General features: G+C 59.4%; 23 protein-coding genes. 20 read left to right on the top strand and 3 right to left on the bottom strand.

The window, feature by feature from the left end:
* The first annotated feature begins 230 nt into the window (after positions 1 to 230).
* The 10 genes from ACQY8Q_RS03895 (at position 231) to ACQY8Q_RS03850 (ending at position 10,960) form a co-directional block, all read left to right on the top strand.
* The gene (locus ACQY8Q_RS03895) at positions 231 to 1,160 is read left to right on the top strand and encodes a sugar phosphate isomerase/epimerase family protein (protein WP_428424836.1); all 930 of its coding nucleotides are present in this window, start codon (positions 231 to 233) and stop codon (positions 1,158 to 1,160) included.
* 324 nt (positions 1,161 to 1,484) lie between these two features.
* Positions 1,485 to 2,603, top strand: coding sequence for an ABC transporter substrate-binding protein (locus ACQY8Q_RS03890; RefSeq protein WP_428424834.1), 1,119 nt, complete (start codon positions 1,485 to 1,487; stop codon positions 2,601 to 2,603).
* A gap of 256 nt (positions 2,604 to 2,859) precedes the next feature.
* Positions 2,860 to 3,822, top strand: a complete 963-nt coding sequence (locus ACQY8Q_RS03885; RefSeq protein ID WP_428424832.1) for a DUF1403 family protein — start codon at positions 2,860 to 2,862, stop codon at positions 3,820 to 3,822.
* A 50-nt stretch (positions 3,823 to 3,872) separates the two neighbouring features.
* Positions 3,873 to 4,523 (top strand): SMC-Scp complex subunit ScpB, encoded by a 651-nt coding sequence (gene scpB / locus ACQY8Q_RS03880; RefSeq protein ID WP_428424831.1) that lies wholly within the window; start codon positions 3,873 to 3,875, stop codon positions 4,521 to 4,523.
* A 134-nt stretch (positions 4,524 to 4,657) separates the two neighbouring features.
* Entirely contained in the window at positions 4,658 to 5,233 is a 576-nt protein-coding gene (locus tag ACQY8Q_RS03875; protein ID WP_428425548.1) for a DUF922 domain-containing Zn-dependent protease, read from the top strand.
* A gap of 323 nt (positions 5,234 to 5,556) precedes the next feature.
* Positions 5,557 to 6,714 (top strand): Gfo/Idh/MocA family protein, encoded by a 1,158-nt coding sequence (locus tag ACQY8Q_RS03870; protein ID WP_428424829.1) that lies wholly within the window; start codon positions 5,557 to 5,559, stop codon positions 6,712 to 6,714.
* Positions 6,715 to 6,726: 12 nt separating this feature from the next.
* Entirely contained in the window at positions 6,727 to 7,614 is an 888-nt protein-coding gene (locus ACQY8Q_RS03865) for a carbohydrate ABC transporter permease (RefSeq protein WP_428424827.1), read from the top strand.
* Positions 7,611 to 8,471, top strand: coding sequence for a carbohydrate ABC transporter permease (locus tag ACQY8Q_RS03860; RefSeq protein WP_428424825.1), 861 nt, complete (start codon positions 7,611 to 7,613; stop codon positions 8,469 to 8,471). Before ACQY8Q_RS03865 ends, ACQY8Q_RS03860 begins: the two co-directional genes overlap by 4 nt.
* A 36-nt stretch (positions 8,472 to 8,507) precedes the next feature.
* Positions 8,508 to 9,737, top strand: coding sequence for an ABC transporter substrate-binding protein (locus tag ACQY8Q_RS03855; RefSeq protein ID WP_428424823.1), 1,230 nt, complete (start codon positions 8,508 to 8,510; stop codon positions 9,735 to 9,737).
* A gap of 89 nt (positions 9,738 to 9,826) precedes the next feature.
* Entirely contained in the window at positions 9,827 to 10,960 is a 1,134-nt protein-coding gene (locus ACQY8Q_RS03850) for an ABC transporter ATP-binding protein (RefSeq protein ID WP_428424821.1), read from the top strand.
* Positions 10,961 to 11,068: 108 nt separating this feature from the next.
* On the opposite strand, the gene ACQY8Q_RS03845 is transcribed toward ACQY8Q_RS03850, so the two are convergent.
* Positions 11,069 to 12,544, bottom strand: coding sequence for a M81 family metallopeptidase (locus ACQY8Q_RS03845; RefSeq protein WP_428424819.1), 1,476 nt, complete (start codon positions 12,542 to 12,544; stop codon positions 11,069 to 11,071).
* 23 nt (positions 12,545 to 12,567) lie between these two features.
* Positions 12,568 to 13,059 carry a hypothetical protein gene (locus ACQY8Q_RS03840; protein WP_428424817.1) on the bottom strand — a complete coding sequence of 164 codons (492 nt, stop codon included), beginning with the start codon at positions 13,057 to 13,059 and terminating at the stop codon, positions 12,568 to 12,570.
* Between the two features lie 114 nt (positions 13,060 to 13,173).
* On the opposite strand from ACQY8Q_RS03840, the gene ACQY8Q_RS03835 reads away from it, so the two are divergent.
* The 6 genes from ACQY8Q_RS03835 to ACQY8Q_RS03810 all read left to right on the top strand — a co-directional run bounded on the left by ACQY8Q_RS03835 (position 13,174) and on the right by ACQY8Q_RS03810 (position 20,048).
* Positions 13,174 to 13,563 (top strand): RidA family protein, encoded by a 390-nt coding sequence (locus ACQY8Q_RS03835; RefSeq protein ID WP_428424815.1) that lies wholly within the window; start codon positions 13,174 to 13,176, stop codon positions 13,561 to 13,563.
* A 122-nt stretch (positions 13,564 to 13,685) separates the two neighbouring features.
* Positions 13,686 to 14,549, top strand: coding sequence for a MurR/RpiR family transcriptional regulator (locus ACQY8Q_RS03830; protein WP_428424813.1), 864 nt, complete (start codon positions 13,686 to 13,688; stop codon positions 14,547 to 14,549).
* 27 nt (positions 14,550 to 14,576) lie between these two features.
* Positions 14,577 to 15,353 carry an SDR family oxidoreductase gene (locus ACQY8Q_RS03825; protein ID WP_428424811.1) on the top strand — a complete coding sequence of 259 codons (777 nt, stop codon included), beginning with the start codon at positions 14,577 to 14,579 and terminating at the stop codon, positions 15,351 to 15,353.
* A 17-nt stretch (positions 15,354 to 15,370) separates the two neighbouring features.
* Complete coding sequence (locus ACQY8Q_RS03820) at positions 15,371 to 17,290, top strand: beta-N-acetylhexosaminidase (protein ID WP_428424809.1); 1,920 nt, start codon at positions 15,371 to 15,373, stop codon at positions 17,288 to 17,290.
* Positions 17,291 to 17,313: 23 nt separating this feature from the next.
* Positions 17,314 to 18,750 carry a M81 family metallopeptidase gene (locus ACQY8Q_RS03815; protein ID WP_428424807.1) on the top strand — a complete coding sequence of 479 codons (1,437 nt, stop codon included), beginning with the start codon at positions 17,314 to 17,316 and terminating at the stop codon, positions 18,748 to 18,750.
* Positions 18,751 to 18,830: 80 nt separating this feature from the next.
* Positions 18,831 to 20,048 carry an MFS transporter gene (locus ACQY8Q_RS03810; protein WP_428424805.1) on the top strand — a complete coding sequence of 406 codons (1,218 nt, stop codon included), beginning with the start codon at positions 18,831 to 18,833 and terminating at the stop codon, positions 20,046 to 20,048.
* Positions 20,049 to 20,084: 36 nt separating this feature from the next.
* Here ACQY8Q_RS03810 and ACQY8Q_RS03805 read toward each other — a convergent pair whose 3' ends face one another.
* Positions 20,085 to 21,353, bottom strand: coding sequence for a Vps62-related protein (locus tag ACQY8Q_RS03805; RefSeq protein ID WP_428424803.1), 1,269 nt, complete (start codon positions 21,351 to 21,353; stop codon positions 20,085 to 20,087).
* A 282-nt stretch (positions 21,354 to 21,635) separates the two neighbouring features.
* On the opposite strand from ACQY8Q_RS03805, the gene ACQY8Q_RS03800 reads away from it, so the two are divergent.
* The 4 genes from ACQY8Q_RS03800 to ACQY8Q_RS03785 all read left to right on the top strand — a co-directional run bounded on the left by ACQY8Q_RS03800 (position 21,636) and on the right by ACQY8Q_RS03785 (position 26,104).
* The gene (locus ACQY8Q_RS03800) at positions 21,636 to 22,541 is read left to right on the top strand and encodes a LysR family transcriptional regulator (protein ID WP_428425546.1); all 906 of its coding nucleotides are present in this window, start codon (positions 21,636 to 21,638) and stop codon (positions 22,539 to 22,541) included.
* A gap of 178 nt (positions 22,542 to 22,719) precedes the next feature.
* Complete coding sequence (locus ACQY8Q_RS03795) at positions 22,720 to 23,664, top strand: ABC transporter permease (RefSeq protein ID WP_428424801.1); 945 nt, start codon at positions 22,720 to 22,722, stop codon at positions 23,662 to 23,664.
* The gene (locus ACQY8Q_RS03790; protein WP_428424799.1) at positions 23,661 to 24,479 is read left to right on the top strand and encodes an ABC transporter permease; all 819 of its coding nucleotides are present in this window, start codon (positions 23,661 to 23,663) and stop codon (positions 24,477 to 24,479) included. Before ACQY8Q_RS03795 ends, ACQY8Q_RS03790 begins: the two co-directional genes overlap by 4 nt.
* Positions 24,476 to 26,104 carry an ABC transporter ATP-binding protein gene (locus tag ACQY8Q_RS03785; RefSeq protein WP_428424797.1) on the top strand — a complete coding sequence of 543 codons (1,629 nt, stop codon included), beginning with the start codon at positions 24,476 to 24,478 and terminating at the stop codon, positions 26,102 to 26,104. Before ACQY8Q_RS03790 ends, ACQY8Q_RS03785 begins: the two co-directional genes overlap by 4 nt.

Raw genomic sequence — 26,104 nt, 5'->3', positions numbered from 1 at the left:
GGCGGGAATCGTCCGCCTTCAATCGCCCCGCTCATAGGCGGGGTGTATGACAGCCGTGCGAACGGGTGCTGCCAATTTTGCCAACAGCTTATCCCGTGCCTTCACAAACGACATTTCATTGAAATGTCATGGGTTTGTCGGCTGCCTGTCATGCTCTCCCGCTAGGGCGGCGCCTTGCATCCATGGCCACGCCGGCCGTCGGATGCCTGGCGATGAAAAGGATTGAAAGCATGGTATCGAACGGCGTCAGGGGCATCGGCATTTCCGCTCACAAGAGAGCGCATGACCTTTCGGATTTCGGTGCGGAACTCGACATGATCGAAACGCTGGGTGTGGATTCGATCGAGATACCGACATTCGATCTGGATCTCGTCGTTGGCGGAAAAATCCGGCGGCCACAACTTGAGGCGCTGCTGCGGGCCTGCCGTGGCCGCGACGTGCTCTATTCCGTGCATGGACCGCTGGCGATCAATTTCATGGACGAGGCTTGGCGCCACCAACGGCATTTCGAGGTGCTCAAAGCCTCGCTGGAGGTGGCGGCCGAAGTCGGTGCTCAGCATTACGTCATGCATTCCGGTCTCGCACCGCGCCAGCAGGCGGGTGGCATCGAAGCGGCTTATGACCGCCAGCGCGAAGCACTGTCGCGCGCCGGTGACATGGCACGCCAGCACGGGTTGATCCTGTGCGTCGAAACGTTGTTTGCCGATTTCAAGGGCGACGGATACGCGTCATCGCCGAAGCGCCTGGCACAGGAACTGGCAATGATCGGTCACGACAACGTCATGGCGACGCTGGATTTCAGTCATTCCTATCTGAAGCTCGATTTCGACGGTACCCGAGAGGCTTTTGTCGCTGAGATCGCAGCCATAGCGCCGCATGCCGTCCATCTGCATATGCATGACAGCTTCGGCCGACAAGACGATATCTGGATGTACACCGAAGGCGAGCGGCTGGCCTATGGTCACGGCGATCTGCATCTGCCAGTCGGCTGGGGTGATATTCCTTGGCAGGCGTTGATGTCGGAATGTACCTTCCCGTCGGGCGTCGTGTTCAATATCGAGCTTAACCAGAGATACTGGTACGCCGCCGAGGAATGCGTTGCCGCCACTAAGGCTCTCGCTGGTACGGCACGCACTGTGAGCCGCGAGATTGCCGCATAGAGGCTGCGGTAGACGTTGTCTCTGAAGGCAAGTCTGAAGGCGGCGGTCTTGGTCTCCCCCAGGAGTTCCGCCTCCTGCCTCCCCGCGTGCCGGCAAGATCCAGACCCATGTCCGCAATGCCGTTTTTTGGCTGTGATGTGCAGCGTGTATTTTCACGCGGACATGCAGACTTTGCGGATCCGTATCGATCAGGGCTTGCGGCCTGTCTCCGGGCGTGGTTCCAATGCCAGCTGCTTGTTCGCAGGGAGGCGGGCGAGAGTAATTGTATGCGGTTTTTAAAGGGAGCAGCCGCACTGTTGCGGCTACAGGGAGGAAGTTGAAACAATGAAACGTATCTTGATTATCAGCACGGCCATCGGCCTGCTCATCGGGAGCGCTGCCCGCGCGGAAGACTTGACCTTTGCCGTGGCAGGACCTTTGACCGGCCCGCTCGCCACCATTGGCGATCAGTTCAAGCAGGGCGCGCAGGCAGCAGCGGACGCCATCAATGCCAAGGGCGGCGTGCTTGGACGTCAGATCAAGCTTCAATTAGAAGACGACCAGTGCGACCCGAAGCAGGCCGTATCGGTTGCCAACCGCATCGTCGCGGCGGGCATCCAGTTTGTCGACGGCCATGCCTGCTCGGGTTCGAGCATCCCGGCTTCGGCAGTGTATGCTGAAAGCGGCACGTTGATGATGAGCCCTGCTTCGTCCAACCCGATCATGACGGACGATGCCGCCGCCAAGGGTTGGACCAATATCATGCGCCTCTACACCCGCGACGACGCCCAGGGCGCCTTCATCGGTCCGTGGATCGCCAAGGAATATGCCGGCAAGAAAATCGCGGTTCTGCATGACAAAACGGCCTATGGGCAGGGCGTCGCCGATGCGGTGCGCACGACCATGAACGAGAATGGCCTCAAGGAGGTCCTCGCCGAAGGCATTAATGCCGGTGACAAGGACTATAACGCGCTGGTGACCAAGCTGAAGGATGCCAAGGTCGATGTCGTTTATTTTGGCGGCTATCACCCGGAGGCGGGGCTCATCCTGCGCCAGGCGGCCGAGCAGGGCTTCAAGTTCCAACTGATCATGCCGGATTCGATCGCTTCGCCGGAATTCTGGCAGGTCGCTGGTCCAGCAGGCGAGGGCACGCTGTTCGTCTTCCCGTCGGATCCACTGGCCAAGCCCGAGGCGAAGGAAGCCGTCGCAAAGATCCAGGCAGGCGGTTTCAAGCCGGAAGGCTTTACACTGTTCTCCTACGCGGTGATCCAGGCTTTTGCGCAGGGCATCGAGCGCGCCGGTTCGGATGATCCGACCAAGGTTGCCGAAGCGCTGAAGAACGGACAGCCGATCAACACTGTCGTCGGTGAAGTCACTTTCGACGCGAAAGGCGACCTGAAAAACGTCAGCTACGACATCAACCGTTGGAGCAAGGGCAGCTACGCGCCGATCGCAATCAAATAGCCCCAGAAAACATGAAGATGAGAAGGGGCCTGGTTAAGCGCTGGGCCTTTTCCTTTAGAGCCGTGTTTATGGACGGCTTGTTGTTGCGAAGAAAACTGCCCGCGCCTCATCCTTTCAGTTCCCGCTCGCCAAGGCGTCTCTACGGTCGATGAACGGTGGAGGGGGGAACCCCGCACCGCTTTACTCCTTACAATGCCCTGTGCGGTTTCGACATTTCATCTGGTTAGAACTGCCCTTCTCCCATATGCTTTTCCAGATGGATTCGAGACCAGCCTCAACACGTCCGCTAGCGATACCCCCAGCCGTCATACCCGGATGGGTAACGCCTCGTGGTCAGATGAGCGAGATCGATGTGGCATTCATGGCGGGCGCTGCTCTTAGCTCACTCGATCAATTGGTGCGATCGGAGCCTGTCTGGTCCGGTTGCTGGCGCCAGCGCCTCGGGCTGAAATGTGCGGTTGCCGCGGTCCGGCTGACGGGGCGGACGGAAGACGAAGCGGCGCTGCGTGATGCCGTCTTGCTGCGTGCGCCCGGTGGCGATGCAGGACCGGCTGGCAATATCTTTCTGGCCTATAAAACGCTGTCAGTACACAACACGCAGCATACCGAACCGCTCGGCGAAAAAGCGCTGCGCGACATCGCAGATCTCTTTGCGATGAAATGGGACGATGTGCTGGCCGGTTTTTCTGGTCTTGCCAGCGACTTGGTTCAGGATGGCCGGGCCGCACCGTTTGCCGCCGCAGAACTGGTGACGACGGTGTGCCGTCTTCGTCCGGACGCGGAAATTCTGGCCTGGTGGCTGGCAGACTGGGTTCTGGCCAAAAAGCTCAACTGGCACAGGCCTGTTCCGCTGCTGATGGCTATGCGTTACGATCCAGCCTTCCGGATTGCCGGGGGCAGGGGACGGGTAACACCCCATGACGAGGCGTTTGCCCGCTCCGTTTGCCTCGCTCTCGTTCAGGGTGCGCGTGAAGCATTGCGCCAGGCAGTCGAGATCAGCCGTCGCGCCGAGCAGTTTCTTGCTGTGGCACCCAAGGTGCGGACCAAGGGCGCGGAAACAGTGATGCGGCAATTGCTGGATGAAGACGCGCTGTCAGCATCCGCAGCCAACAGCAACCTTTCCCGCTGGGCCAGCCGCCGGTTGTTCGAGCGCCTCGAAACGCTGGGTGGTGTACGGGAGCTTTCGGGCCGCTCCACTTTCCGAATTTACGGCTTGTGACCATGCCTGGATCGGATATTGCGAAAACCGAGCGGAGCAAAAAGAAAGCGATGGGACCGGACACGGCGCTGTTCGATCGTGAACTTGCTTCCCTGACGCCGGCGTTACGCTGGCGGGAATGGATGAACCGCGTCGAGGCTGTGATTTTCGCCTCCGCCACCCCGGTCGATCGTGCGACGCTCGCTCGCGTCGTTGGTGAGGAATGCAATATCGATCTGGTCATTGACGACATTCGCGAGGAATTGCGCGGGCGGCCGTTTGACCTTGTGGCTGTCGCGGGCGGTTGGCACCACAGGACAAAATCCGCCTATGCGCCAGCGATCCGGGCGTCGGGGACGACAACCCAGCCGATGGCGGGTTTTAACCAGCAAGAGGCGATCGTTCTGATCGCGATCGGCTATTATCAGCCGGTAACGCGCGGCGAGCTGTCGACCATGTTCGGCAAGGAGGTCAGCCGCGACACAATTGCCGGCCTGCGCCAGGCAAAGCTGATCACCTCCGGTCCACGCAGCCCGACACCGGGCGCGCCCTACACCTACGTCACGACCCCGGTGTTCCTGTCGACCTTCGGCTTCGACACGCTGCGCGATCTGCCGGATATCGAAATGCTCGAAGACAGCGGCCTGCTCAACCGGAAAAGAGTGGCTGATGATGCCGATATGATGGAAACGAGGTCCAGCGAAGACGATGAGGATGACTGACACCCATGGCGCCCTTTCCATCGTGACCAAAACCGGTTCACAATCGGCAAACAGCCTCATCAAGCGGTACATGCCGCTGAACAATCAAACGCACTTTTGAGATAAGCCCCGTGAAACCTATTCGTTTCCTGAGTATGCTGGTGGGCTGTATGGCCCTGTTGCCGAATGCTGCACGGGCAGACTGGCAGGCCGTCGAAAACGTGCAGGCCTATGCTGTCGCCGGCAAGACAGGCGCCGAATTGTACGCCTCGATCGGCGAACGCGGGCCCAAGGTTGGAAATTCCGGCCGCGCCATGGCCTTTACCAATTTCAAGCTGACCTGGACCCGGAAATACGAACCACGGGGCACTGCCTGCGTTCTGGCTGTGGCACGGCCAAAACTGATCATAACCTATACACTGCCAAAACCGGCCGAGCGCCTGCCGGCGCCGGTCGCAAGAAACTGGGACATTTTCATTGCCGGCGTGCGTCAGCACGAGTTGGTGCATGGCGACCTCATCAAGGATATGGTGAAAAAGATCGAGGCTGTTTCGATCGGCCTGTCGGTTGCCGACGATCCCAAATGCCAGAAAATCCGCACTGAATTGACCGCGCGCCTCGGTGAGCTGTCACGCACCCAACGGCAACTGAGCCGGGATTTTGACCGGGCCGAACTCAGCAACGGCGGCAATATCCACCAGCTCGTCCTCGCCCTGATCAACGCCAAATAAAGGCGGCCACAAACAGCCGCCTGCAGACAGTGCAACGGTCATGCTCCTGCGTGCTTGGAAAAGCGCGTGGCATTTTTCAGCCATGACAGAAGAATTACCCCCGCCGCCGGAGCTCCGTGGCGTGCTCTTTCGCATGTTTGCAACTTGAGGATACGCCGGCTGTGGTTATGGATTATTTCTCTTGTTTAGAAGCGCCGTACATTGGGTTTTATGAAAATGAATTTCACAAAACTGACAATTTTGCGGATTCCGGTTGACGGGTTTGAAAATCTGCCTCAGTCTGAGAAAATAAATTACGATAATAAACGGGGAATACCAGCATAATGAGAGTGGGCATCATCGGGCTCGGATTCCGTCTGGGCTACTTGGGTTATGTTTTCAAGGCCATGGACGAGAGCTTCGAGATCGCCGGTTACGTGGATCCGAATCCGGCTGGCTTGCCGGGTCTTGTTGAGAAAGGCATCTCTGCCGGAACCGCCTATGCGACCCCCGAAGACCTGATCGCCAACGAGAAAATCGATCTTCTGATGATCGGCTCTCCCAACCATATGCACCTTGATCATATTCGCATCGGCCTGGAATCCGGCCTCAAGGTTTTCAGCGAAAAGCCGATCGTCTCGACGGTCGAGGATAGCATTGAACTCGCTCGTCTGATGGCGAAATACGGCCATGAGCGGCTGATGGTCGGTCTCGTGCTGCGTTATGCGCCGATGTACCGCGACCTGCGGGCAGCCCAGGCTGCCGGCACACTCGGTCAGATCGTCTCGATCGAGGCGTCGGAACATATCGAGCCCTATCACGGCGCCTTCTTCATGCGGGATTGGCGCCGCTACGAGCGCTATTCCGGCAGCTTCATGCTGGAAAAATGCTGCCACGATCTCGATCTCTACAATGGCATTATCGGCGCGCGGCCGGAGCGCGTTGCAAGCTTCGGCGGCCGCAAGAGCTTCGTTCCCGAAAATGACCCGGCTCGCGAAGGCATCAACGACCTCGAGCTCTTCCATCGCAAGCCGAGCGGCTGGATGGGCTCCGACAAGGTGTTCGACAGCGACGGCGACATCATCGATTACCAAGTGGCGATCGTCGAATATGCCAACGGCGTCGGCATGAACTTCCACACCAATCTCAACGTGCCCGATCAGTTCCGCCGTTTCTGCATCATGGGGTCGCGCGGCATGGCCGAGGGCGATTTCATCCGTGGGTATTTCGACGTGCATGAGATGCTGACCGGCAAGAAAGTGGTTGAGAACAAGTATGCAGCGACAGCTTTGTCGCAGCATTATGGTGCCGACGAGCAGATGGCGACCGACATCATCGGCCATGTCCGCGATGGCCGCGCGCTGCCGGTCTCGACGATCGATGCGCTGGAGGCGGGCATTCTGGCGTTGTCGATGGATGAAGCGCGCCGCAAGCGCACCGTCGTCGATCTGCGGCCAGTCTGGGATCGCTTTGACGAGGCGCTCCACTCGCGTGCGGCATAAGGAGGGCACAAGATGAACGTTCAGCGCAGCACTCTCATCTTCGCCTGGATGCTTCTGCTGCCAGCCGTTCTCTACGTCGTCGTGATCGTTGCCTATCCGCTTCTGGACACGTTTATCCTGTCGTTCACCGATGCCTCGTTGAAGAAGACCTCCAACTGGGTTGGCTGGATCAACTACGAGAAGATTTTCAACACGACCTTTGCCGAAGTCATCATCCGCACGTTCGTGTGGACCTTCTTCTCGGTCGCCATCAAGATGATCATCGGGGTTTTTGGCGCCTGCATGCTGAATGCGGCCGTTCCCGGCCGGGCGCTGTTTCGCGTCCTGACCATGCCGCCATGGATCGTGCCGATGGCTATCGGCATCTTCATGTGGGGCTGGATGTACAACGGCCAGTTCGGCATGATTTCCGGCGTCTTGCAGAACTGGGGCATCATCAACGGCCCCATCGCCTTCCTCGCCCGTGGTTCGACTGCGTTCTGGGCGACGATCATTACCGACGTATGGATCGGGGTGCCGATGGTGACACTCTATATGCTGGCGGCGATGCAGGCCGTGCCGCAGGACCTTTATGAGGCTGCGTGGACCGATGGGGCAGGGCGCTTCTACCGCTTCCGCCGCATTACCCTGCCGCTGCTCATTCCATCAATGATCACCATGTCGATGCTGTCGCTGATCTCGACGTTCAATTCGTTCGATATCATCTGGATTCTGACCCAAGGCGGGCCGAACGGTGAAACGACGACGATGATCATCGACACCTACCGTACGGCAATCGGTTCGAAGAAATACGGCGAAGGTGCCGCACGGGCGGTTCTGATCTGCATCTTCCTGTCGATTTTCTGCCTGGCCTATTTCCGGGTGACCAGCCGGCTTTCCGCGGGAGAAACCAACCGATGAGCACGCAACCCGCGATGATCAACCGTTACCGCTGGTATGAGCTGATCAGCATCTATGCCGGTATCTTCGTCTTCCTGACCTTCATCCTGGCGCCGTTCGTCGAAGGGTTTCTCGTGTCGCTGAAGCCGCTCGGGCTTCTGTTTTCCTCGCCCTACAAGTTCTGGCCGGAAAATGGATCGTTCACCGCCTACCGGACGATGTGGGTGAGCGTGCCGGGCTTTGCCCGCTATATCTTCAATTCGTTCTTCATCTCGATTATCGTCACCGCGCTCGTCCTGATCCTGGTTATCCCGGCGTCCTACGCCTTTGCCCGGTTCAAATTTCGCGGCAGCGGACTTCTGCTTGGCGCATTTCTCGCGGTCACAATGTTTTCGGGCGCCGTCCTGCTCATTCCATTGTTTCGCCTGATGCGCACATTCGGTGTGCTGAACACCTATTTCGCCATGATCGTACCGGGGGTCGCCTTTCTCATTCCATCGGCAATCTGGCTGCTGCGCACTTATATGATGCGTATTCCACGCGAACTGGACGAAGCGGCCTTCGTCGATGGCGCCAGCCATTTCTATACGCTTCGCCGGGTCATCCTCCCCATCGCCATGCCCGGCATCACCGTCGTAGCGATCACGACCTTCATCGGGTCCTACGCTCAGCAATTCATCTTCGCGCTGACCTTCAACTCGAAGACCGAATACATGCCGTTGCCGGTTGGGCTGTTTGCCTATTTCGGCCGGCAGGAAGTGATCTGGAACGAGTTGATGGCGGCGAGTTTCGTCGGCATCACCCCGGCCATTATCGTGATCTTCTTCCTACAGCGCTATCTCGTCAGCGGGCTGACCGCTGGCGCGGTGAAACAATAAAAGCAATCAACCACCAGAGAAACGGGAGCTTCAAACGTGTCAATTCAACTCAAGACGGGGATTCTTGCCCTCGCCCTGCTCGGCTCCACCGCGCTCGGCGCCATGACCGCCCAGGCGGCCGACCAGGAGATCAGCTGGATCTATTGCGGCGACGTGATGGACCAGGTTCACGAGAAATATATCAAGCAGTGGGAAGAAAAGAACCCGGGCTGGAAGGTTACGCCTGAAGTTGTCGGCTGGGCGCAGTGCCAGGACAAGGCGACGACGCTTGCGGTTGCCGGCACACCGGTCGCCATGGCCTATGTCGGCTCGCGCACGCTCAAGGAATTCGCCCAGAACGACCTGATCGTTCCGGTGCCGATGACCGAAGATGAGAAGAAAAGCTACTATCCGCATATCGCCGATACCGTCACGTTCGATGACAATCAGTGGGGCGTTCCCATCGCATTTTCGACCAAGGCGCTTTACTGGAACAAAGACCTGTTCAAGCAGGCAGGCCTTGATCCTGAAACGCCGCCGAAGACCTGGGCCGAAGAAATCGCCTTCGCCAAGCAGATCAAGGAAAAGACCGGCATTGCCGGTTACGGTCTGCCTGCCAAAACTTTCGACAACACCATGCACCAGTTCATGCATTGGGTTTACACCAACAATGGCAAGGTCATCGACGGCGACAAGATCGTCATCGACAGCCCGGAAGTTCTCGCAGCCCTTCAGGCCTACAAGGACATCACGCCGTACTCGGTCGAAGGTGCCACAGCCTACGAGCAGAACGAGATGCGCGCCATCTTCCTTGATGGCAAGGTCGGCATGCTCCAGTCCGGTTCGGGTGCCGCAGTCCGCCTCAAGGAAACCAAGGTCAACTGGGGCGTTGCGCCGCTGCCGCTCGGTCCGTCTGCCAAGGGCGAAGGCACTCTGCTGATCACCGACAGTCTGGCGATCTTCAAGGGCTCCGGCGTCGAGGAAAAGGCAATCGAATTTGCAAAGTTCATCACGTCGCCTGGACCGCAGGGCGAGTATGAGTTGCAGGGCGCCGCTGGTTTGACACCGCTACGCCCATCGCCAATGGTCGATGAATTCGTCAAGAAGGACCCCTACTGGAAGCCGTTCATCGATGGCATCACCTATGGTGGTCCGGAGCCGCTCTTCACCGATTACAAGGGCTTCCAGAACGTCATCATCGAAATGGTCCAGGCCGTCGTCACGGATAAAGCCGAACCGGCAGATGCCCTGAAGAAGGCTGCTGCCGATCTCGAGCAGTACAAGTAAGACCATCGGACCGCGACCTCACCGGCTCGCGGTCCACTCCTTTTCTGCAACGAACGGGCCGCTTTTCGCCGGCGGCCGGAGACAGTTTCTTGGGACAGCTCAATCTCAACAAGGTTCAGAAATTCTACGGGACGTTCGAAGTGCTGAAAGGCATCGAACTGGAGGTCCGCAACGGCGAATTCGTCGTTTTCGTCGGCCCATCCGGGTGCGGCAAGTCGACATTGCTGCGCATGATCGCCGGTCTCGACGAGACCAGTACGGGCGACATCATGATCGACGGCAAACGCGTCAACGACCTGCCGCCCGTCAAGCGGGGTATCGCCATGGTCTTCCAGAGCTATGCGCTCTATCCGCATATGACCGTGTTCGAGAACATCGCCTTTCCGCTGCGCGTCGAAAAGATGCAGGAAGACAAGCTGAAGGCGAAAGTCGAGAATGCAGCGCGCATTCTTCATCTTGATCAGCGCCTCCAGCAGAAACCCGGAATGCTGTCCGGCGGCCAGCGCCAGCGCGTGGCCATTGGCCGGGCGATTGTGCGCGAACCGAAGATCTTTCTGTTCGACGAACCGCTGTCCAATCTCGACGCCGCATTGCGCGCCGATATGCGCATCGAGCTGGCGAAACTGCACAAGCAGTTGAAGGCGACGATGATCTACGTCACCCACGACCAGGTCGAGGCGATGACGATGGCGGACCGGATCGTCGTTCTCAATGCCGGTGAGATTTCCCAGACCGGAGCGCCGCTCGAACTCTATCATAAGCCGGCCAACATGTTCGTTGCAGGCTTTATCGGCAATCCGCGCATGAACATGCTGCCGGTCACCTACAAGGCTGTCAGCGATGCCGGCGTCGAGGTCGAATTCAAGGGGCAATCAGCGACGATCCCGGTGAACGGCCGGGCCGAACTGATCGGTCAACCGCTGACGCTCGGTATTCGTCCGGAGCATATCCAGTTCGGTAAGTCTGACCTGGTGATGAACCTGACGCCGTCGGTGATCGAGCGGCTTGGTGCCCAGACTGTCGCCTATGCTTCGCTTGACGGCGAAAGCGAGAATTTCTGCGCAATGCTGCCCGGCAGTGCGCCGATCCGGACCGACGAGACGGTTCCGATCGGTATCGGGGCCGCCGATTGCCATCTGTTCGATGCGTCGGGGATTGCGCTCGAGCGCCGGGTGGCGCTGACCGATATCGATGTCGGCCTCTTGAAAATCGCCGGCGGCTGACGTCGCGGCGATCCGCCGAGCGTCATTGAATGCAAAAGGGACGCAGATGATGCGTCCCTTTTGTTTATCCCAGTGGTCACGCTTGGTGGGAAGCTTTCATCGGCAAACTCAAGCCGCACCGATATCCAACCCATGTGGATTGTCCACCATCGGCCAGATATCGCGCGGTGCGCGGCGGTAGGGCGTAAGGGCCGGATTGTTCGGATAGGGTGTTCCTGCCGAGCAATAGAGGATTTCGGCCGCGATCAACGCGAAGGATGCGTAGAAGTGATTGGTCGACTTGATGACCAGGATCTTCTTCGACGTTGGGTCAATGCCCATCACCGAGAACAGGCTGGGGTCGAAGCTCTGCGCCCGGGTGGAGTTGAGGATGATGTCTATGCCATTGAAATGGATGTGTGCGGCATCGCCGAAGGGCGCATAGCTTTCGCCGAAGCGCATTTCCGCGTTGCGCACCAGCTTGACGATTTTGACGATGCCATCGATCGGATTGCCGGTACCCGGGGCTGATTTTGCACCGAAGCGGAGCCGGATCTCGGCACCTTCGCCAGCTGCCATGCAGATCTGCACCGCCATCGGATCCCAGATCGTCCCGACGGCTGTATCCTTGGCGCCCTGTGCCAGAAGCTCCGCCAAAAGCACCGTCGCATCGCCCGCCGTACCACCGCCGGGATTGTCCCAGACGTCGGCGATCACCACGGGTCCGCTGGTTGCGGCAAGAGCTTGGGAAACCGCCTGCTTTTCGTCGATCTGCGGCATCATGAACGTGCCACGTTTGGAAAACAGCTCGAGACCAAGCTCGCGGGCGAGGGCCTCGCCCTTTTCTGGCTTACCATCGGTGACGACAAGCATTTTCGTGCCCATTTCGGGCACGTCGCCAGCCATGAAACCATGGATGACGGAGATGGACAGAATGTCCGGGTCGTCCGCTTCGATCCGCATGGTCTTGTCGACGAACGAGCGCATCGGATCGCGCGAAGTCGGGTAGACGTCGATCATCCGGCAGTCGAAGACTGACATGACCGGTTTGATGCGGCCGGCCAGCGTATCGAGCGCAATGCGCCAGAGATCTTCGGCGCGATCGACGAAATCCGTATGCGGAAATTCCTTGAAGTAGACAAAGAAATCCGCCGCTGCCTGACGTTTCGCTGTCAGGTGGCTGTGCGGGTCGAGTTCGGCGCAGACGAGAATGTCTGGGCCGACAATGTTGCGGACGCGCGTGAGGAAATCGCCCTCGGTATCCTCATAGCCATCGGCAACCATCGCGCCATGCAGGCCAAGCACCACGGCATCTACCGGCAGCGCTGCGCGCAGCTGATGGAGGATTTCGTCGCGCAGGCCTTCATAAGTCAGGCGATTGACAAGACCGGCCGGATCCGCCCAGGTGGCTGTGCCCTCGATCAGATCGAAACCCATTTCTGCGGAAAGCCGGCGGCCGACCGTGATCGGCGCAGAACAGAGCGTCGGTGTTTCCGGATGTTCTCCGGGTGGGGCATAAAGCGACGCCTCGAAGGCGCGGCGATCGACGCAGATCGGTGAGAATGTATTGGTCTCGGTCGCCAGGACGGCGGTAAAAATGCGCAATGCCTTCGCCTCGTTCTTGGCTCTCAGGCCGTACCCATCGGATTGGGCAGATATCCCGTGAAGCCAGAGATTTTCCAATGGCCCTGATGCAGGCGGCAATAATAGAGCGTCTGCCACTTGAGACTATCGACGCTGCCGTCCGACTTTTTCAGGCTGCCATCAAACTTCTTGCGGACAAGAGCCATGTCGCCTTCGATCTCGATGTATTCGAGCGTCGTGGTGGTGAAAATGGCATTGCGGGTATCCTCGGCGAACGACTGCTGGGCAAAATCCTCTGCCTGGCGCAGCCATTCGTCGCGATAGGCCGTCAAAGATGGAAAGGCCAGGCGCCATTTGTCGGGGCTGGTCTCGCGTTTTGCATCGATGCCGATAAAGCCTTCCTCGACAAAATCGCCGGCAACCTTGGACCAGTCGGCGGCAAGAAAGGCATCGATGTCGCGCTCGACCAGCATCTGCCAGATCGCGTGACGAGCGGTATCGGAGGAAGGGAAAGGATTGCGGAAGGGATCGCGCACGATTGCTCCGTGTATTGAAATTCTTTTCATAAATGGCGTTTTTCTCTGGTCAAATTCCGCTTTCTATGGTCATTTGTCAACGGATCAAGAAAATAATTTGCAAGGACGGGACATATGTCCATTACACGTTACGGCACCGTACAAACGGGTGCAGGTGGCAAGGCGCTGCCATTCGCGCGCGCGGTAGAGGCGAATGGCTGGCTTTATGTGTCCGGTCAGGTTGCAATGGAAAACGGCGAAATCATCGAAGGCGGCATTGTTCCGCAGACGCACAGAACGATCGCCAATCTGCTTGCTATCCTGGAGGAGGCCAACTACGGACCCGAGCATATCGTCCGCGTCGGCGTCTGGCTGGACGATCCCCGCGACTTCTGGACCTTCAACAAAATCTATCAGGACTATTTTGGTGAGCATCCACCGGCTCGGGCCTGCGTTCAGGCATCGATGATGGTTGATTGCAAAGTCGAGATCGATTGCGTCGCCTACAAGGAAAAGACGTCCTAAGGTTCAGACAGTCGGGAAACGGGTGGACACCAGGTGAGAATCGTATGCCAGATCGCAGCATTGCCGCGGTTTCAGGAAGCCTCTTTTAGGCGGCCTGACGATTTCATTGAAAGTGCTCTCTGATGGATATTTTCTCGACACTTCAGGAAGAAAAAGGGCGGCTGTCCCCAGCCGAAAGCCGCATAGCAGAAATATTGCTGACTGATTTCGAATTTGCGGTGAATGCCTCGATCATCGAGCTGGCCGGCAAGGCCGATGTGTCCCCGCCAACCGTTACACGCTTCTGTCGCCGGCTCGGTTGTGACAGCTTTTCCGACTTCAAGGTGCAACTGGCGCGTACCGCCTATGTCGGTATGCGCTACCTCAAGCCTGAGCCGAAGAGCCGGGAGCCGGCCGATGTGGCGCAGGATATCGTCTCCAAGGCACAGAATGCGCTGTTCATGCTGCATCGCAGCCTCGATCTTGCAGCCATCGAGCAGGCCACCGAAAAATTGGCCAGCGCCAATATGATCTACGCGTTCGGCTCCGGCGGCAATTCCTCGATGATCGCCAGCGAATTGCAGAACCGCCTGTTTCGTCTCGGGTTGCGTATCACCGCAAGCTCCGATCACAGTATGCAGATGATGATGGCCGCCGCCGCCCGGCCCGGCGACGTCGTCATTGGGTCGTCTTTTTCCGGGCGCAACGCCGAACTGGTTCGATCCTTCATGCTCGCACGTGACCAGAAGGTGACGACCATCGCACTGACGCAGAGCGGCAGTCCCGTTGCCCGCGCCGCCGATATCACCGTTCCGGTCGATCTGCCGGAGGGGACCAATATCTATCGGCCGACATCGACCCGCATCGCCTATGTCGCAGTTCTCGATATCCTTGCCAGTCTCGTTGCCTATCACATCCAGCCACAGGCGACGGTGACGTTGCGGCGCATCAAACAGCAACTTGTCGCTCATCGTGACGGCGACGACCGCCAGCTTCTCGGAGATTGACTTCACCATGCTCACAAGGGACCCGTCATGATTTCATCCGTCGCAATCGTAACGGGAGCCGCAGGCGATATCGGCCGAGCCATCGCCCGCCGCCTTGGCGAAGATCATGATATCGTGCTGATGCCGGATCTGGATGATGAAGCTGTCGAACGAGCAGCCGCCAGCCTTGGCAATCCCGATAAGTTTATTGCTCTGGCCTGCGATATCACTGATGTGGCAAGTGTTGCTGCGATGGCGGCGCGGGCGGCGAAGCTCGGCACGGTTCGAACGCTTGTCAACAATGCTGGTGCAGCGCGTGCAGTCAGCCTGCACGATACGACGCCGGAAATCTGGCGCATGGACAGCGTCCTCAATCTGGAGGCGGCCTTCCTCTGCTTTCGCGCCGTCGAAGATGCGTTGAAGCAAAGCCAGGGTTCGGTGATCAACATCGCCTCCGTCAATGGCACCAACGTCTTTGGTCATCCGGCCTATAGCGCTGCCAAGGCCGGTCTCCTGCACCTGACAAAGCTGATCGCGGTCGAATATGGCAAGTACGGCATCCGTGCCAACTCGGTGTCTCCGGGAACCGTGCGCACCCAGGCGTGGGAAGTTCGCGCCGCCGCCAATCCGAACGTCTTCGAGGACGCGCGGCGCTGGTATCCGCTACAGCGGATCGCCAGTCCGGATGATGTGGCCAATGCTGTCGGCTTCCTCGCCAGTCCGCTCGCCTCGGCGATCACCGGCGTTTGCCTGCCGGTCGACTGCGGCCTGACGGCAGGGCAGGCGGAGCTCGCCCGCACTTTTTCGCAATCCGAAAACTATTAGACATCAGAGGAACGGACATGCAATCGGCGTCCTATCGTCTCGAAAGCGCGTGGCATACGCAGGGCGGCCCGCACGGCCGCTTCGTTTTCAGCCTGTTAAACCTGGCAGATACAGCCATTCACGGCTTTACCGTGGTCTACACCTCGCTGACCCGGGTAATAGACAAGACCGCCTGCGAGAATGCCGTCTTCGTCAAGCGCAACGCCAACTATCATGAGTTTGCACCCCCGGCAGGTTTCGTGCTTGCGCCCGGTGCATCCTGGACCTTCACGGTCAGCGGCCTGCACCGCAAGGCCGTGCACTGCACCGATGGAGCGAAATCCGCCTATCTGACACTCGCCGATGGCCGCCATGTGCCGGTTGCCGTTTCCGATCTCCTGCTCGAGGGCCGGACCAGCGAACCACCACCAGTGCTGTTGCCGGAAGGCAAGCTCGACCTGCCGTTTGCCCTGCAGCCATGGCCCCGCCAGATTGATGCGGTTCCCGGCGGTGGTTTTCCGGTTTGCCTCTATCCGGCGCCTGGCGCCTCGATGGATGACCTCAAGGCGATTGATACCGTGATCGGGCTGTTCCGCCGCCTGTTCGAAGCCGACCATGCGCCGCTCAGCCTGACGGCGAACAGTCAGGGAAGGGTGCTGCACCTGAAGCAGGATACTTCGCTGGCTGTGGAAGGTTACGTACTGGCCTTTTCGTCGGAAGCCATCACGCTCAGCTATGGCGGAGCCGCTGGCCGGCAATATGGATTGACGTCGCTGGCACAGCTTCTGAACGGCGCACGCCGCGAACCGGCGAAATTCCGGTTTCCGGTCTCCGGCATGATTTCGGACGAGCCACGCTATAGCTGGCGCGGCTGCCATCTCGATGTCTCCCGGCAGTTCTATCCGGTCGCCGACGTGGCGCGGCTGATCGATATCCTTGCCTGGTTCAAACTCAATATTTTCCACTGGCACCTGACCGATGACGAGGCGTGGCGGCTGGAGATCAAGGCCTATCCGGAGCTGACCACGGTCGGCGTTGTCCGCAGCCCGGATGGTCCATTGCTGCCCCAGCTTGGCAACGGGGCGACGCCCGTTGGTGGATTCTACAGCCAGGACGACGTGCGTACGCTGGTTGCGCACGCGCAGGCACTCAACGTCGAGATCGTCCCGGAGATCGATGTTCCCGGCCACAACTCGGCAACACTGGTCGCCCTGCGTGACTTGTCCGATGGCCAGGAAGCGCCGGAAAGCTATCATTCCGTCCAGGGCTATCCGAACAACACACTCAATCCGGCAGTGCCGTTCACTTACGAGTTTCTCGGAAAAGTCTTCGATGAAATGATCGCGCTTTTCCCGTCGGCCTATATTCATATCGGCGGCGATGAGGTGGCGAACGGAGCTTGGCTCGCGTCGCCGCTGGCCCGCAAGCTGATGGAAAAGGAAGGCATTGAAGGCACGTTTGCTCTGCAGTCCTATTTCCTGAGGCAGATCAAGGAGATGCTGACCCAGCGCGGCAAGAAGCTGGCAGGCTGGAACGAGGTCGCCCACGGGGGCGGTGTCGACACAGCGGAAACGCTGCTGATGGCCTGGGAAAAGCCCGAAGTCGGCATTGAACTTGCCCGCGAAGGCTATGATGTGGTGATGACGCCGGGGCAGGCCTATTATCTCGACATGGTGCAGGGTGAGGAATGGCAGGAGCCGGGCGCCAGCTGGGCCGGTACAGTTCCGCCTGCCCACACCTATGGCTACGAGGCGGAGGGCGACTTCCCCGAGGAGCTGAAAGACCGGATGAAGGGCGTGCAGGCCTGCATCTGGTGTGAGCATTACCTGTCGCGCGGTTATTTCAACCGTCTGGTCTTCCCGCGTCTTCCGGCGATCGCCGAAGCTGCATGGACGCCGAAAAATCAAAAGAACTGGCTCCGTTTCGCGGCCATCGTCCCGCTCAGTCCGAAGCTGTAACAACTGGTATCATGGGGAAAACAATGCGCGTCGCCGTTGGTGGTATTCATACCGAATGCAGCACCTATTCGCCGGTCCTGATGGCCACCGAGGATTTTCGCGTGCTGCGCGATGCCGACCTGCTTGGCGCCGAGTATTTCAATTTCCTCGACGCTGACGGGATCGAGCATGTACCGTTGCTGCACGCCCGTGCCGTGCCGGGTGGTCCGGTATCGCGTGCCGCCTATGAAGCGTTCAAAGCGGAGTTTCTTGAAAAGCTCAAAGCTGCCTTGCCGGTCGACGGTCTCTATCTCGCCATGCACGGTGCGATCAATGTCGAGGGTATGGACGACGCCGAGGGCGACTGGATCTCCGCCGCCCGCACAGTCGTCGGACCGGATTGCCCGATCGCGGCAAGCTACGATCTTCACGGTAATGTCAGCCAGAAGATCATCGATCAGCTCGATATCTTCGCCGCCTATCGCACCGCGCCGCATATCGATGTGCGCGAAACCATGGTGCGGGCCTGGTCGATGCTGGTCGAGACGCTGCGCACGGGCAATCGACCAGGTGTCGCCTGGGCCAAGGTGCCGCTGCTCTTGCCCGGTGAATGCACCTCCACAGAAGATGAGCCCGCAAAGTCGATCTATCTCAGCCTTCCGGCATTCGACGCCCAGCCGGGCATTCTCGATGCCAACCTGATGATCGGCTATGTCTGGGCCGATGAACCGCGCGCAACTGCCTGCGCTGTCGTGACAGGAACGGACAGGCAAGCCGCCTCGAAAGCGGCCAAGGAAATCGCACAACAATACTGGAACGCGCGTGAAAATTTCGATTTCGGGCCGGTCACCGGACCGTTGGAGGAGATGCTCGACATTGCTGCAGCGGCTGAGACATCCCCCGTCATTCTCGCTGATTCCGCCGATAATCCGACCGGTGGCGGGGTTGGTGATCGTGCCGACGTGCTGCGCGCGCTGATCGCCCGCGATTGGCAGGACGCGCTTCTTGCCGGGATCACCGACCGTCCGGCAGTCGAGGCGTGCTTCGCTGCGGGTGAGGGTGCCTCGCTTGCTCTGAAGATCGGCGGCAGTCTCGACCCGGCCAGCATTCCGGCCGAGGTGACCGCAACAGTCCTGAGTCTGGATGACAGTGGAGCGGTCGCGGACCGTCAGGCGGTCGTGGGTGTTGGTGGCATTACGATCGTGCTGGCCGCGCGCCGCCGCCCCTATCACAATATCGAGGATTTCCACCGGCTGGGGCTTGATCCGAAGGCTTTGCGGCTGCTCGTGGTCAAGTCCGGCTATCTGTCGCCGGACCTTGCGCCGATCGCCAATCCCAACCTGATGGCGCTGACGGACGGCGTCGTCAATCAGGATATTGCCAATCTGTCGAGCCTTCGCAGGGCAAGGCCGGTTTTTCCGTTCGACCGTAATTTCGACTATGCGCCCGCAGCAGCATTGTCGGCGCGCTGGCGGGAATGACGCCGGGTTAGGATGCTTGGACCTATATCTTCGTCCGGATTTTCCGGACGGCCTTTGACCTCCTTTCCGGTGCTCTCATCATGACATCCACGCTGTCGATCGCCTTCCGCCACCCCGTGGTCCGGCTGAGCATGATCGCGATCTTCATGTTCGGCTTCACCGGGGCGGCAACAGCGCCCTATCAGTCGGTGATCGGCATCACCGAGCTCGGCTTGAGCAATGGCTTCTATTCCATCCTGATTTTTGCGGCGGCAGCCGTCAACGTCATCGTCAGCCTGTGGGTGGGCGTGCTTGCCGATCGGATCGGCAATTACCGGATCCTGCTGATGACCGTCATGTCGTTCGGGGTCTTTGGTTATGGCCTCGTCTATGCGGTTCCGGTTCCGGCCAGCTTCGTGTTCTGCACGCTGGTCATGCTACCGGTCTACAATTCGATGACGTCACTGTTGTTCGCCAATGTCCGCTCCATTGCCAATGCGGAGGGTGGACGCGATGCGGCGGCGATCAACTCCGGGGTGCGGGCGGCAATCTCGGTCGCCTGGGTTCTGGTGCCGGGCCTGGTGGCTCTGGTTCTGGTCGGGCGTGGCAGCATGTTGCCAGCCTATCTGCTCGCCTGCCTTGGATGTATAGTCAATCTGGCGCTGGTCTTCTTCAAGTTGCCGGCGGCGAACGGACCGCCGCCGGCGAAAAGCCACCGGCATTCCTATCTTGCCTCTTTTGGCGAGGTTCTGGCGCCCACTGTCTTCGTCCGCCTGATGGCGATCTCGTTGATCACCTCGACCCTGCATGTCAACGCAGCGGTCCAGCCGCTGATCATCACCGGTGCCGCCGGGGGAACGGTCACCGATATCGGCATCGTCGTCGGCATCGTTGCGTTTCTCGAGGTCGTGTTCATTTTCGTCTGGGCCCGCATCCAGCTTCACATGCGTGCCGTAACAGCACTGGCCATCAGCGCCGGGCTTTATGCCGTTTACCTCACTCTGCTGGGTCTCGCCTTCGCCCCCTGGCATGTCTATGCGTTGACGCTTCTCAGCGCCTTTGCCGCCGCCGCCCTTATCAGCATTCCGATCACCTATATCCAGGATCTCATCGCTGACCGTCCGGGCCTTGGCAGCTCGCTGATCTCGGTGAACCTGTTCCTGAGCGGTGGGTTGAGCGCCATCCTGTTTGCGATCGGTACCCGTTTCAGCGATTATTCGGGCACGTCGATGCTCGGCGCGCTGGCCGGTACGGCCGGCCTTGGCCTGTTGATCTATCTCGATGGGCGAGGACGAGGCACAAGTCATGCTCCAAGGTGAGACGGGAGGCGACAATGCCGCCTCCCGTCTTATCAATTAACGGCCGCGGACGCGCAGCGGTTTCGAGATCGTTGGTGCCGGGAACTGGCGGACGTAGAAGTCCGGAACGTTATCTTCCATCATCAACGGGTTCGCTACCAAACTATCGTCGCTGCGGCGCAGTTTGAAGGCGTTGCGCTGCGCCCACATGGCCGCGCAATGTTCGGCAGGCGTTGTCAGGACCGTCTTGATGGACTGGTTGCGGAAACTACTCACCTGGGTCGCGCTTTGATAGCCAAACTTATAGGAGAGGGTGCCAGATACTTTGGTGCTGACAGGGCCGGCCTTAATGCCGCTTTCATAACTGACACTGATGCCGACCTCGTGGGTGAACGTATCGGTCTGCTGCTGGGATACGCCGGTATCCACGACAACATCCATCTCGTTGTCTTTCTCGGTGCCGTTGTCGTAGAAACCCACAAGCTCGAAGTTAATCCAGCGTTCCAGAACATAGAACTGCGAATGGGCGACCTTCCAGGCCAAATCATGCTGGTCGTCAACGATCGCGGTGAACGGAAGCGTTACCTTCCGGTCCCAGGCCTCGTTGGAGAAAGGTTCGGGTCTGGATCGGTTGGGGAGTGACGGGACGGGTGGAACACCTGCATACACCGTCGGCGGATTGAGTTTCAGTACGTAGACAGCTGTGGGTGGCCTGTCATGGCCTTGGCATCCAACAAAAGTGTTTGGCGCAATCAGCATCTGCGTTTCGCTCACAAACATGTTCATCGGCGAAATATTCCATGCGCTGAAATCATCGTCGGACCCGGTGCCTGCATCGTCCCAGACCCATTCGTCGACAATGCCGTCTCCAACTAGATCAGCACGCACACACCAGACGTCATCGACTGATGGCTCTCCGTGCGAGGTGACGAAGACATCGCCGAGAGCGACATAACCGTCCGGCGCGATTGGCCGCCAGCATGCCCCGTCGTCATCCGCCCCGGAACCGGAATCATCCCAGATCCACTCATAGCCGGTTGGCGCCCGAACCGCGCCGGGATCTTCGTCAATTGCCGCAATGCACAGAGCCCAATACCGGTTGTTGGGATCGTCATATCCGCTGGTGCCGAGGCTCCCAAGCGAACGGAAGCCGTCAGGCGCGCGCGGCTTGTAGAACGCGCCGTCGTAGTTGCCACCGCTGCCGCGGTCATTCCAGCGATAATCGAAGGTGTCGGTGAATATCAATTTCAGTGAACCGAAAGCGACGGGCTCAGCCGTCGGCATGGCATGCAGATTCCGTATTGCCTGCGAAATTACACTTGTCATTGCAACCTCCAATAGAATATCAATAATTAGCATAGGTTGCGTATAATATTTTTATACAACTTAAAAGGTCCGTTTTTGGGGTATTCGTAAAGTTTCTTTTCCTTCGCCAAACTCATGAAATCTGCTTGTCTGCCTGCCGTTACCGCTGCTGTAACCTGCGACCCTGCGTATCGTCCCGTTCTGCGTCATGGCGCAGCGCGGAAGCCTTTTGCTTTCGCCGCGCGTAGGCGCTACCCATCGGATGGACACCCCCGATTTTGTGATGAAGAGGCATGGACGATGATCAATTTTCGGCAGCTGGAAGTGCTCAAGACCCTGCTTGCGACGGGATCGACGATCGCGACGGCGAAAAGCATGGGACTGAGCCAATCCGGTGTCAGCCGTTTGCTCGCGCAGTTGGAATCCGACCTGTCTCTCAATCTTTTCGCCCGCGACAAGGGGCGGCTGATACCGACACCGGAGGCAACCATTCTTGCCCGTGACGCCGAGAATATCCTGCTGGGGCTGAACCGGTTTTCCGGTCTGGCCGAAGACCTGCGCAGTGGTGCAACCGGTCCCGAGGTTGTCCGCATCGGCTTGCCGAGCAGTATGTGGGAGGATTTCGCCCCGTCGATGCTGATGGATTACGCCCGGGAATTTCCCAGTGTTCGCATCGAAACCTTCTTCGAAACGACAACCGCGATCACCCGGCTGGTCGAACAACGAGTGATCGATTTCGGCTTTCTGCGCTACGAGGGAGAGGTGGGGCCAGCCATCGAGATGGAGCCCGTGGCAAGCGGCGTCAGTGTTTGCGTCATTCCGGAAAACCACGCACTGGCGGAGCTGAAACAAATCACGCCGAAGGACTTGCGCAACATTCCGCTGATCCTGATCGGCCGGCAGCGGCCGACACGCATGTTGCTTGACCAGACATTCAAGCGAGCGGGCGTGAAGCAGAACGTCAAGATCGAGACCCATACCAACAGCTCGGCCTGCGCCTATGCCGCGCACGGTCTCGGTATCGGCATCATCAGCAGCTTCTATGCCAATCTCTACAGGCATCTACGAATCGTCCAACGGCCTTTCATTCCCGTCTCCACGCAGGAATTTGGGCTCGCAAAGCCAGCAGGCGTTCCGCCATCCCTTGCAGCCCAAGCTTTGATGGACGCGCTCAAGCGCCAGATCGCGCTGTCACAGGAACCGCGCTAACTGGTTTTGCCGGTTACTGTTTTCGAATATCCAGCGCGGAGCGGATGGCACCGCATCTGCATAGGACTATGACAAAACCGCATAATATTGCGGATATTTGGCAAAAGCATCATAGTTCCGTCACAAACACGCCGGCCAACGGCAGCGATCCCGCATTCAATCGTGTTCAGGGGAACCGATGCTCCGATTTATTCTCAACCGCCTGTTTATGGCGTTGCCGACAGTCGTGATCGTTTCGATCACGGTGTTCGCGCTGATCCGCTTCATTCCCGGCGATCCAGCCGCGTTGATGCTCGGCGATATGGCGCAGCCTGAGCAGATCGCCGAAATGCGCTCCGAGCTCGGCCTCGACAAGTCGATGCCTGAGCAGTTCCTGATCTGGGGCGGCAACGTGCTGACCGGTGATTTCGGCCGGTCGATCGTCAGCGGTGAGCCGGTTCGGCAGCTCGTCGTTTCGCATTTTGCTGTCAGCGCCCAGATCGTGCTCGTCGCGGTCCTGCTGGCCAGCCTCATCGCCGTTCCGGCCGGCGTCATCGCCGCGTGGCGGCAGAACAGCCTGACCGACCTTGCGCTTGTCGGCACCGCGACCATCCTGCTGTCGATCCCGACATTCTGGCTTGGTCTGCTGCTGCTTCTGTTTTTCGGCCTGAAGCTCGGTTGGCTGCCGGTGCTCGGTTATGTCTCGATCGGCGACAATCTCGTCGGCGGGTTGCTGTATCTGGTCCTGCCGGTGATGACGCTGGTCATCCACGAGATGGGCGTGCTGATCCGCATGGCGCGCGCCTCGACACTGGAAGTGCTCCGGCTCGATTACATCACCCATGCACGGGCAAAGGGACTGTCCGAAAGTGCTGTTCTCTGGAAGCACGCCTTCAAGAATGCCTTCGGTCCGACCTGGACGATGATCGGCCTGATCCTCGGTAACCTGCTGGGTGGCATCGCCGTTATCGAAACCGTCTTCACCATTCCGGGTCTTGGCCGGTTGATGGTCGATGCCATCTTCCAGCGCGATTATCCGGTCATCCAGGGCTGTCTACTGTTGGTTGCGCTGTCCTATGTGCTCGTCAATCTGATCGTTGACCTGCTCTACCCCCTCTTCGATCCGCGCGTGGTAGCCGAATGAAAAACTATACATTCAACGGCCTCATCGGCGGTGTCCTGATTGCCCTCCTGCTTATCGTCGCACTGCTCGGCCTCTTCTGGACGCCGTACGACCCGATGAAGCTCAGCTTCACCGCCCGGCTTGCAGCGCCCAGCGCCGAACATTGGCTTGGAACAGACGAGTTCGGCCGCGATGTCTTGAGCCGCATCATCGTCGGCGCCCGCGCCAGCGTCTGGATCGGTGCGCTCACCGTCTCGCTCGCAGCCATCGCCGGCACGCTGATCGGTCTGGTCAGCGGTTATGCGCGCGGCTGGGTCGATGCGGTGATCATGGCGATCAACAATGCGCTGCTGGCGTTCCCGGGTATTCTCCTGGCACTCGGCCTGCTCGCCGTGTTCGGGGCAAACCAGTACGGCATCATCTTCGCGCTCGGCATTGCCTATACACCGTCGATGGCGCGCGTCGTTCGTGGCGCAGTCCTGTCGCTGCGCGAACGCGAATTCATCGAAGCCTCGAAGATCATGGGCAACAGCGAAGTCTTCACGATGCTGCGCCATATCCTGCCCAACTGCCTGGCGCCGATCACCGTCCTGTCGACGTCGATGTTCGGCTGGGCGATCCTGTCGGAGAGCGCCCTAAGCTTCCTTGGCCTTGGCGTACCGCCACCGGCACCCACGTGGGGCAACATGCTGGCCGCTGGCCGCCCGTTCATCGAGCAGGCTGTCTGGCTCGGTCTCTTCCCTGGTCTTTGCATCGCGCTGACGCTGCTCGGCATCAATCTTCTCGGCGACGCGCTCCGCGACAAGCTCGATCCCCGCATGCGAGGTCTGAAATGACACAGGAAAGACTTCTCAGCGTGCGGGACCTCTCACTTGTGGTCGCACAGCGTGGCGTCGAAGTGGTGAAGAAGGTCAGCTTTGACATCGAGCCCGGCGAAATCTTCGGCATTGTCGGTGAAAGCGGCTCCGGTAAATCGCTGGCCACGCGCGCGATCATCTCGCTGCTTCCCCCGGCCATCAAGGTGACGGGCGGGCAGGTAACCTTCAAGGGACGCGACGTCCTGTCGATGAGCGAAGCCGGGTTGCGCGAACTGCGCGGCGCGGAAATCGGACTGGTCTTCCAGGAACCGATGACCTCGCTCAACCCGTCGATGACCATCGGTCGGCAGTTGGAGGAGGGGCTGACGCTCCACACCAGCATGCCGGCTGCCACGCGGCGCGACCGCATCCTTGCCATGCTTCAGCGCGTCGGCATCCGCGATCCGGAAGGCGCTCTTTCCGCCTATCCGCACGAGTTTTCCGGCGGCATGCGCCAGCGCATCATGCTCGCTTCGGTCATGCTTCTGAAGCCGGCACTGTTGATCGCCGACGAGCCGACGACGGCGCTCGATGCGGTCATCCAGCGCGATGTCATGGAACTGATGGTCGAATTGACCAAGGCGGAAGGCACTGCCGTCCTCCTGATCAGCCACGATCTGCCGATGGTGGCACGTTATACCAGCCGCATCGTGGTGATGGAGAAGGGCTCGCTGGTCGAGCAGGGAACGACCGAGCAGATTCTGGAAAAACCGCAGCATCCCTATACGCGCAAACTGCTCTCATCGTTGCCGATCCGTGGTGAAGTGCGCACCATTGACACGGCCTCAGCACCGATGATTTCAGCGCGCAACATCGTCGTCGATTACCCCGGCCGCAAATCGCTGTTCAAGAAGGGCACGCCGAAACGGGCGCTGCATGGCGTCAGCGTCGACATCCATGCCGGCGAAGTCGTCGCACTGGTCGGCGGCTCCGGCTCGGGCAAGACGACGCTTGGGCGCGCCATCGCCGGGCTTGTAAACCAGAGCTCGGGCGACATCCTGTTTCAAGGCCGTGAGCTGTCGGCGGACTGGCGGGACTACCGGTTGAACTGCCAGATGGTTTTCCAGGATCCGTATTCGTCGCTCGATCCGCGCATGACCATCCTTTCGCTGGTCGAGGAAGCCTTGCGGCTGGTGCCGGGCATTGACCGGGCTGCCAAGACGAAGCGGGCCTATGAAACGTTGGAGGAAGTCGGGCTCAGTACCGAATATGCCCTGCGCTATCCGCACGAACTGTCCGGCGGCCAACGCCAGCGCGTTGCGATTGCCCGTGCCATTGCCCGGCGACCGAAATTCCTGATCGCCGACGAACCGGTCTCCGCGCTCGACGTCACCGTCCGCGCGCAGGTCTTGACGCTCTTTTCCGATCTGCAGAAGCGCTACGGCTTTTCCTGCCTTTTCATCAGCCACGATCTCGGTGTCGTCGAGCAGGTGGCCGACCGCGTCATCGTCATGCAGGACGGCCGCATCATCGAACAGGGCGACCGCAACACGATCTTCGACAAGCCGAAGGAGGCCTACACGCGGCGCCTTCTCTCGGCCATCCCCGCGCTTGATCTCAACGAGACCGGCGGGGTCAAACTGAAATGGCGTCTGGAGGCCTGA

The sequence above is a fragment of the Pararhizobium sp. genome (assembly GCF_965279435.1).
Lineage (GTDB): Bacteria > Pseudomonadota > Alphaproteobacteria > Rhizobiales > Rhizobiaceae > Pararhizobium.
The sequence above is the reverse complement of the archived record's forward strand: the minus strand, read 5'-3'. Positions and strand labels throughout refer to the sequence as shown.

Excerpts from the sequence above, each read along its gene's own strand:
- ACQY8Q_RS03785 (WP_428424797.1), top strand. The coding sequence starts at position 24,476 with ATGACACAGGAAAGACTTCTCAGCGTGCGGGACCTCTCACTTGTGGTC.
- ACQY8Q_RS03820 (WP_428424809.1), top strand. The coding sequence starts at position 15,371 with ATGCAATCGGCGTCCTATCGTCTCGAAAGCGCGTGGCATACGCAGGGC.
- ACQY8Q_RS03865 (WP_428424827.1), top strand. The coding sequence starts at position 6,727 with ATGAACGTTCAGCGCAGCACTCTCATCTTCGCCTGGATGCTTCTGCTG.
- ACQY8Q_RS03815 (WP_428424807.1), top strand. The coding sequence starts at position 17,314 with ATGCGCGTCGCCGTTGGTGGTATTCATACCGAATGCAGCACCTATTCG.
- ACQY8Q_RS03895 (WP_428424836.1), top strand. The coding sequence starts at position 231 with ATGGTATCGAACGGCGTCAGGGGCATCGGCATTTCCGCTCACAAGAGA.
- ACQY8Q_RS03860 (WP_428424825.1), top strand. The coding sequence starts at position 7,611 with ATGAGCACGCAACCCGCGATGATCAACCGTTACCGCTGGTATGAGCTG.
- ACQY8Q_RS03805 (WP_428424803.1), bottom strand. The coding sequence starts at position 21,353 with ATGACAAGTGTAATTTCGCAGGCAATACGGAATCTGCATGCCATGCCG.
- ACQY8Q_RS03885 (WP_428424832.1), top strand. The coding sequence starts at position 2,860 with ATGGATTCGAGACCAGCCTCAACACGTCCGCTAGCGATACCCCCAGCC.
- scpB (WP_428424831.1), top strand. The coding sequence starts at position 3,873 with ATGGGACCGGACACGGCGCTGTTCGATCGTGAACTTGCTTCCCTGACG.
- ACQY8Q_RS03790 (WP_428424799.1), top strand. The coding sequence starts at position 23,661 with ATGAAAAACTATACATTCAACGGCCTCATCGGCGGTGTCCTGATTGCC.
- ACQY8Q_RS03810 (WP_428424805.1), top strand. The coding sequence starts at position 18,831 with ATGACATCCACGCTGTCGATCGCCTTCCGCCACCCCGTGGTCCGGCTG.
- ACQY8Q_RS03875 (WP_428425548.1), top strand. The coding sequence starts at position 4,658 with ATGCTGGTGGGCTGTATGGCCCTGTTGCCGAATGCTGCACGGGCAGAC.
- ACQY8Q_RS03890 (WP_428424834.1), top strand. The coding sequence starts at position 1,485 with ATGAAACGTATCTTGATTATCAGCACGGCCATCGGCCTGCTCATCGGG.
- ACQY8Q_RS03825 (WP_428424811.1), top strand. The coding sequence starts at position 14,577 with ATGATTTCATCCGTCGCAATCGTAACGGGAGCCGCAGGCGATATCGGC.
- ACQY8Q_RS03870 (WP_428424829.1), top strand. The coding sequence starts at position 5,557 with ATGAGAGTGGGCATCATCGGGCTCGGATTCCGTCTGGGCTACTTGGGT.
- ACQY8Q_RS03830 (WP_428424813.1), top strand. The coding sequence starts at position 13,686 with ATGGATATTTTCTCGACACTTCAGGAAGAAAAAGGGCGGCTGTCCCCA.
- ACQY8Q_RS03795 (WP_428424801.1), top strand. The coding sequence starts at position 22,720 with ATGCTCCGATTTATTCTCAACCGCCTGTTTATGGCGTTGCCGACAGTC.
- ACQY8Q_RS03835 (WP_428424815.1), top strand. The coding sequence starts at position 13,174 with ATGTCCATTACACGTTACGGCACCGTACAAACGGGTGCAGGTGGCAAG.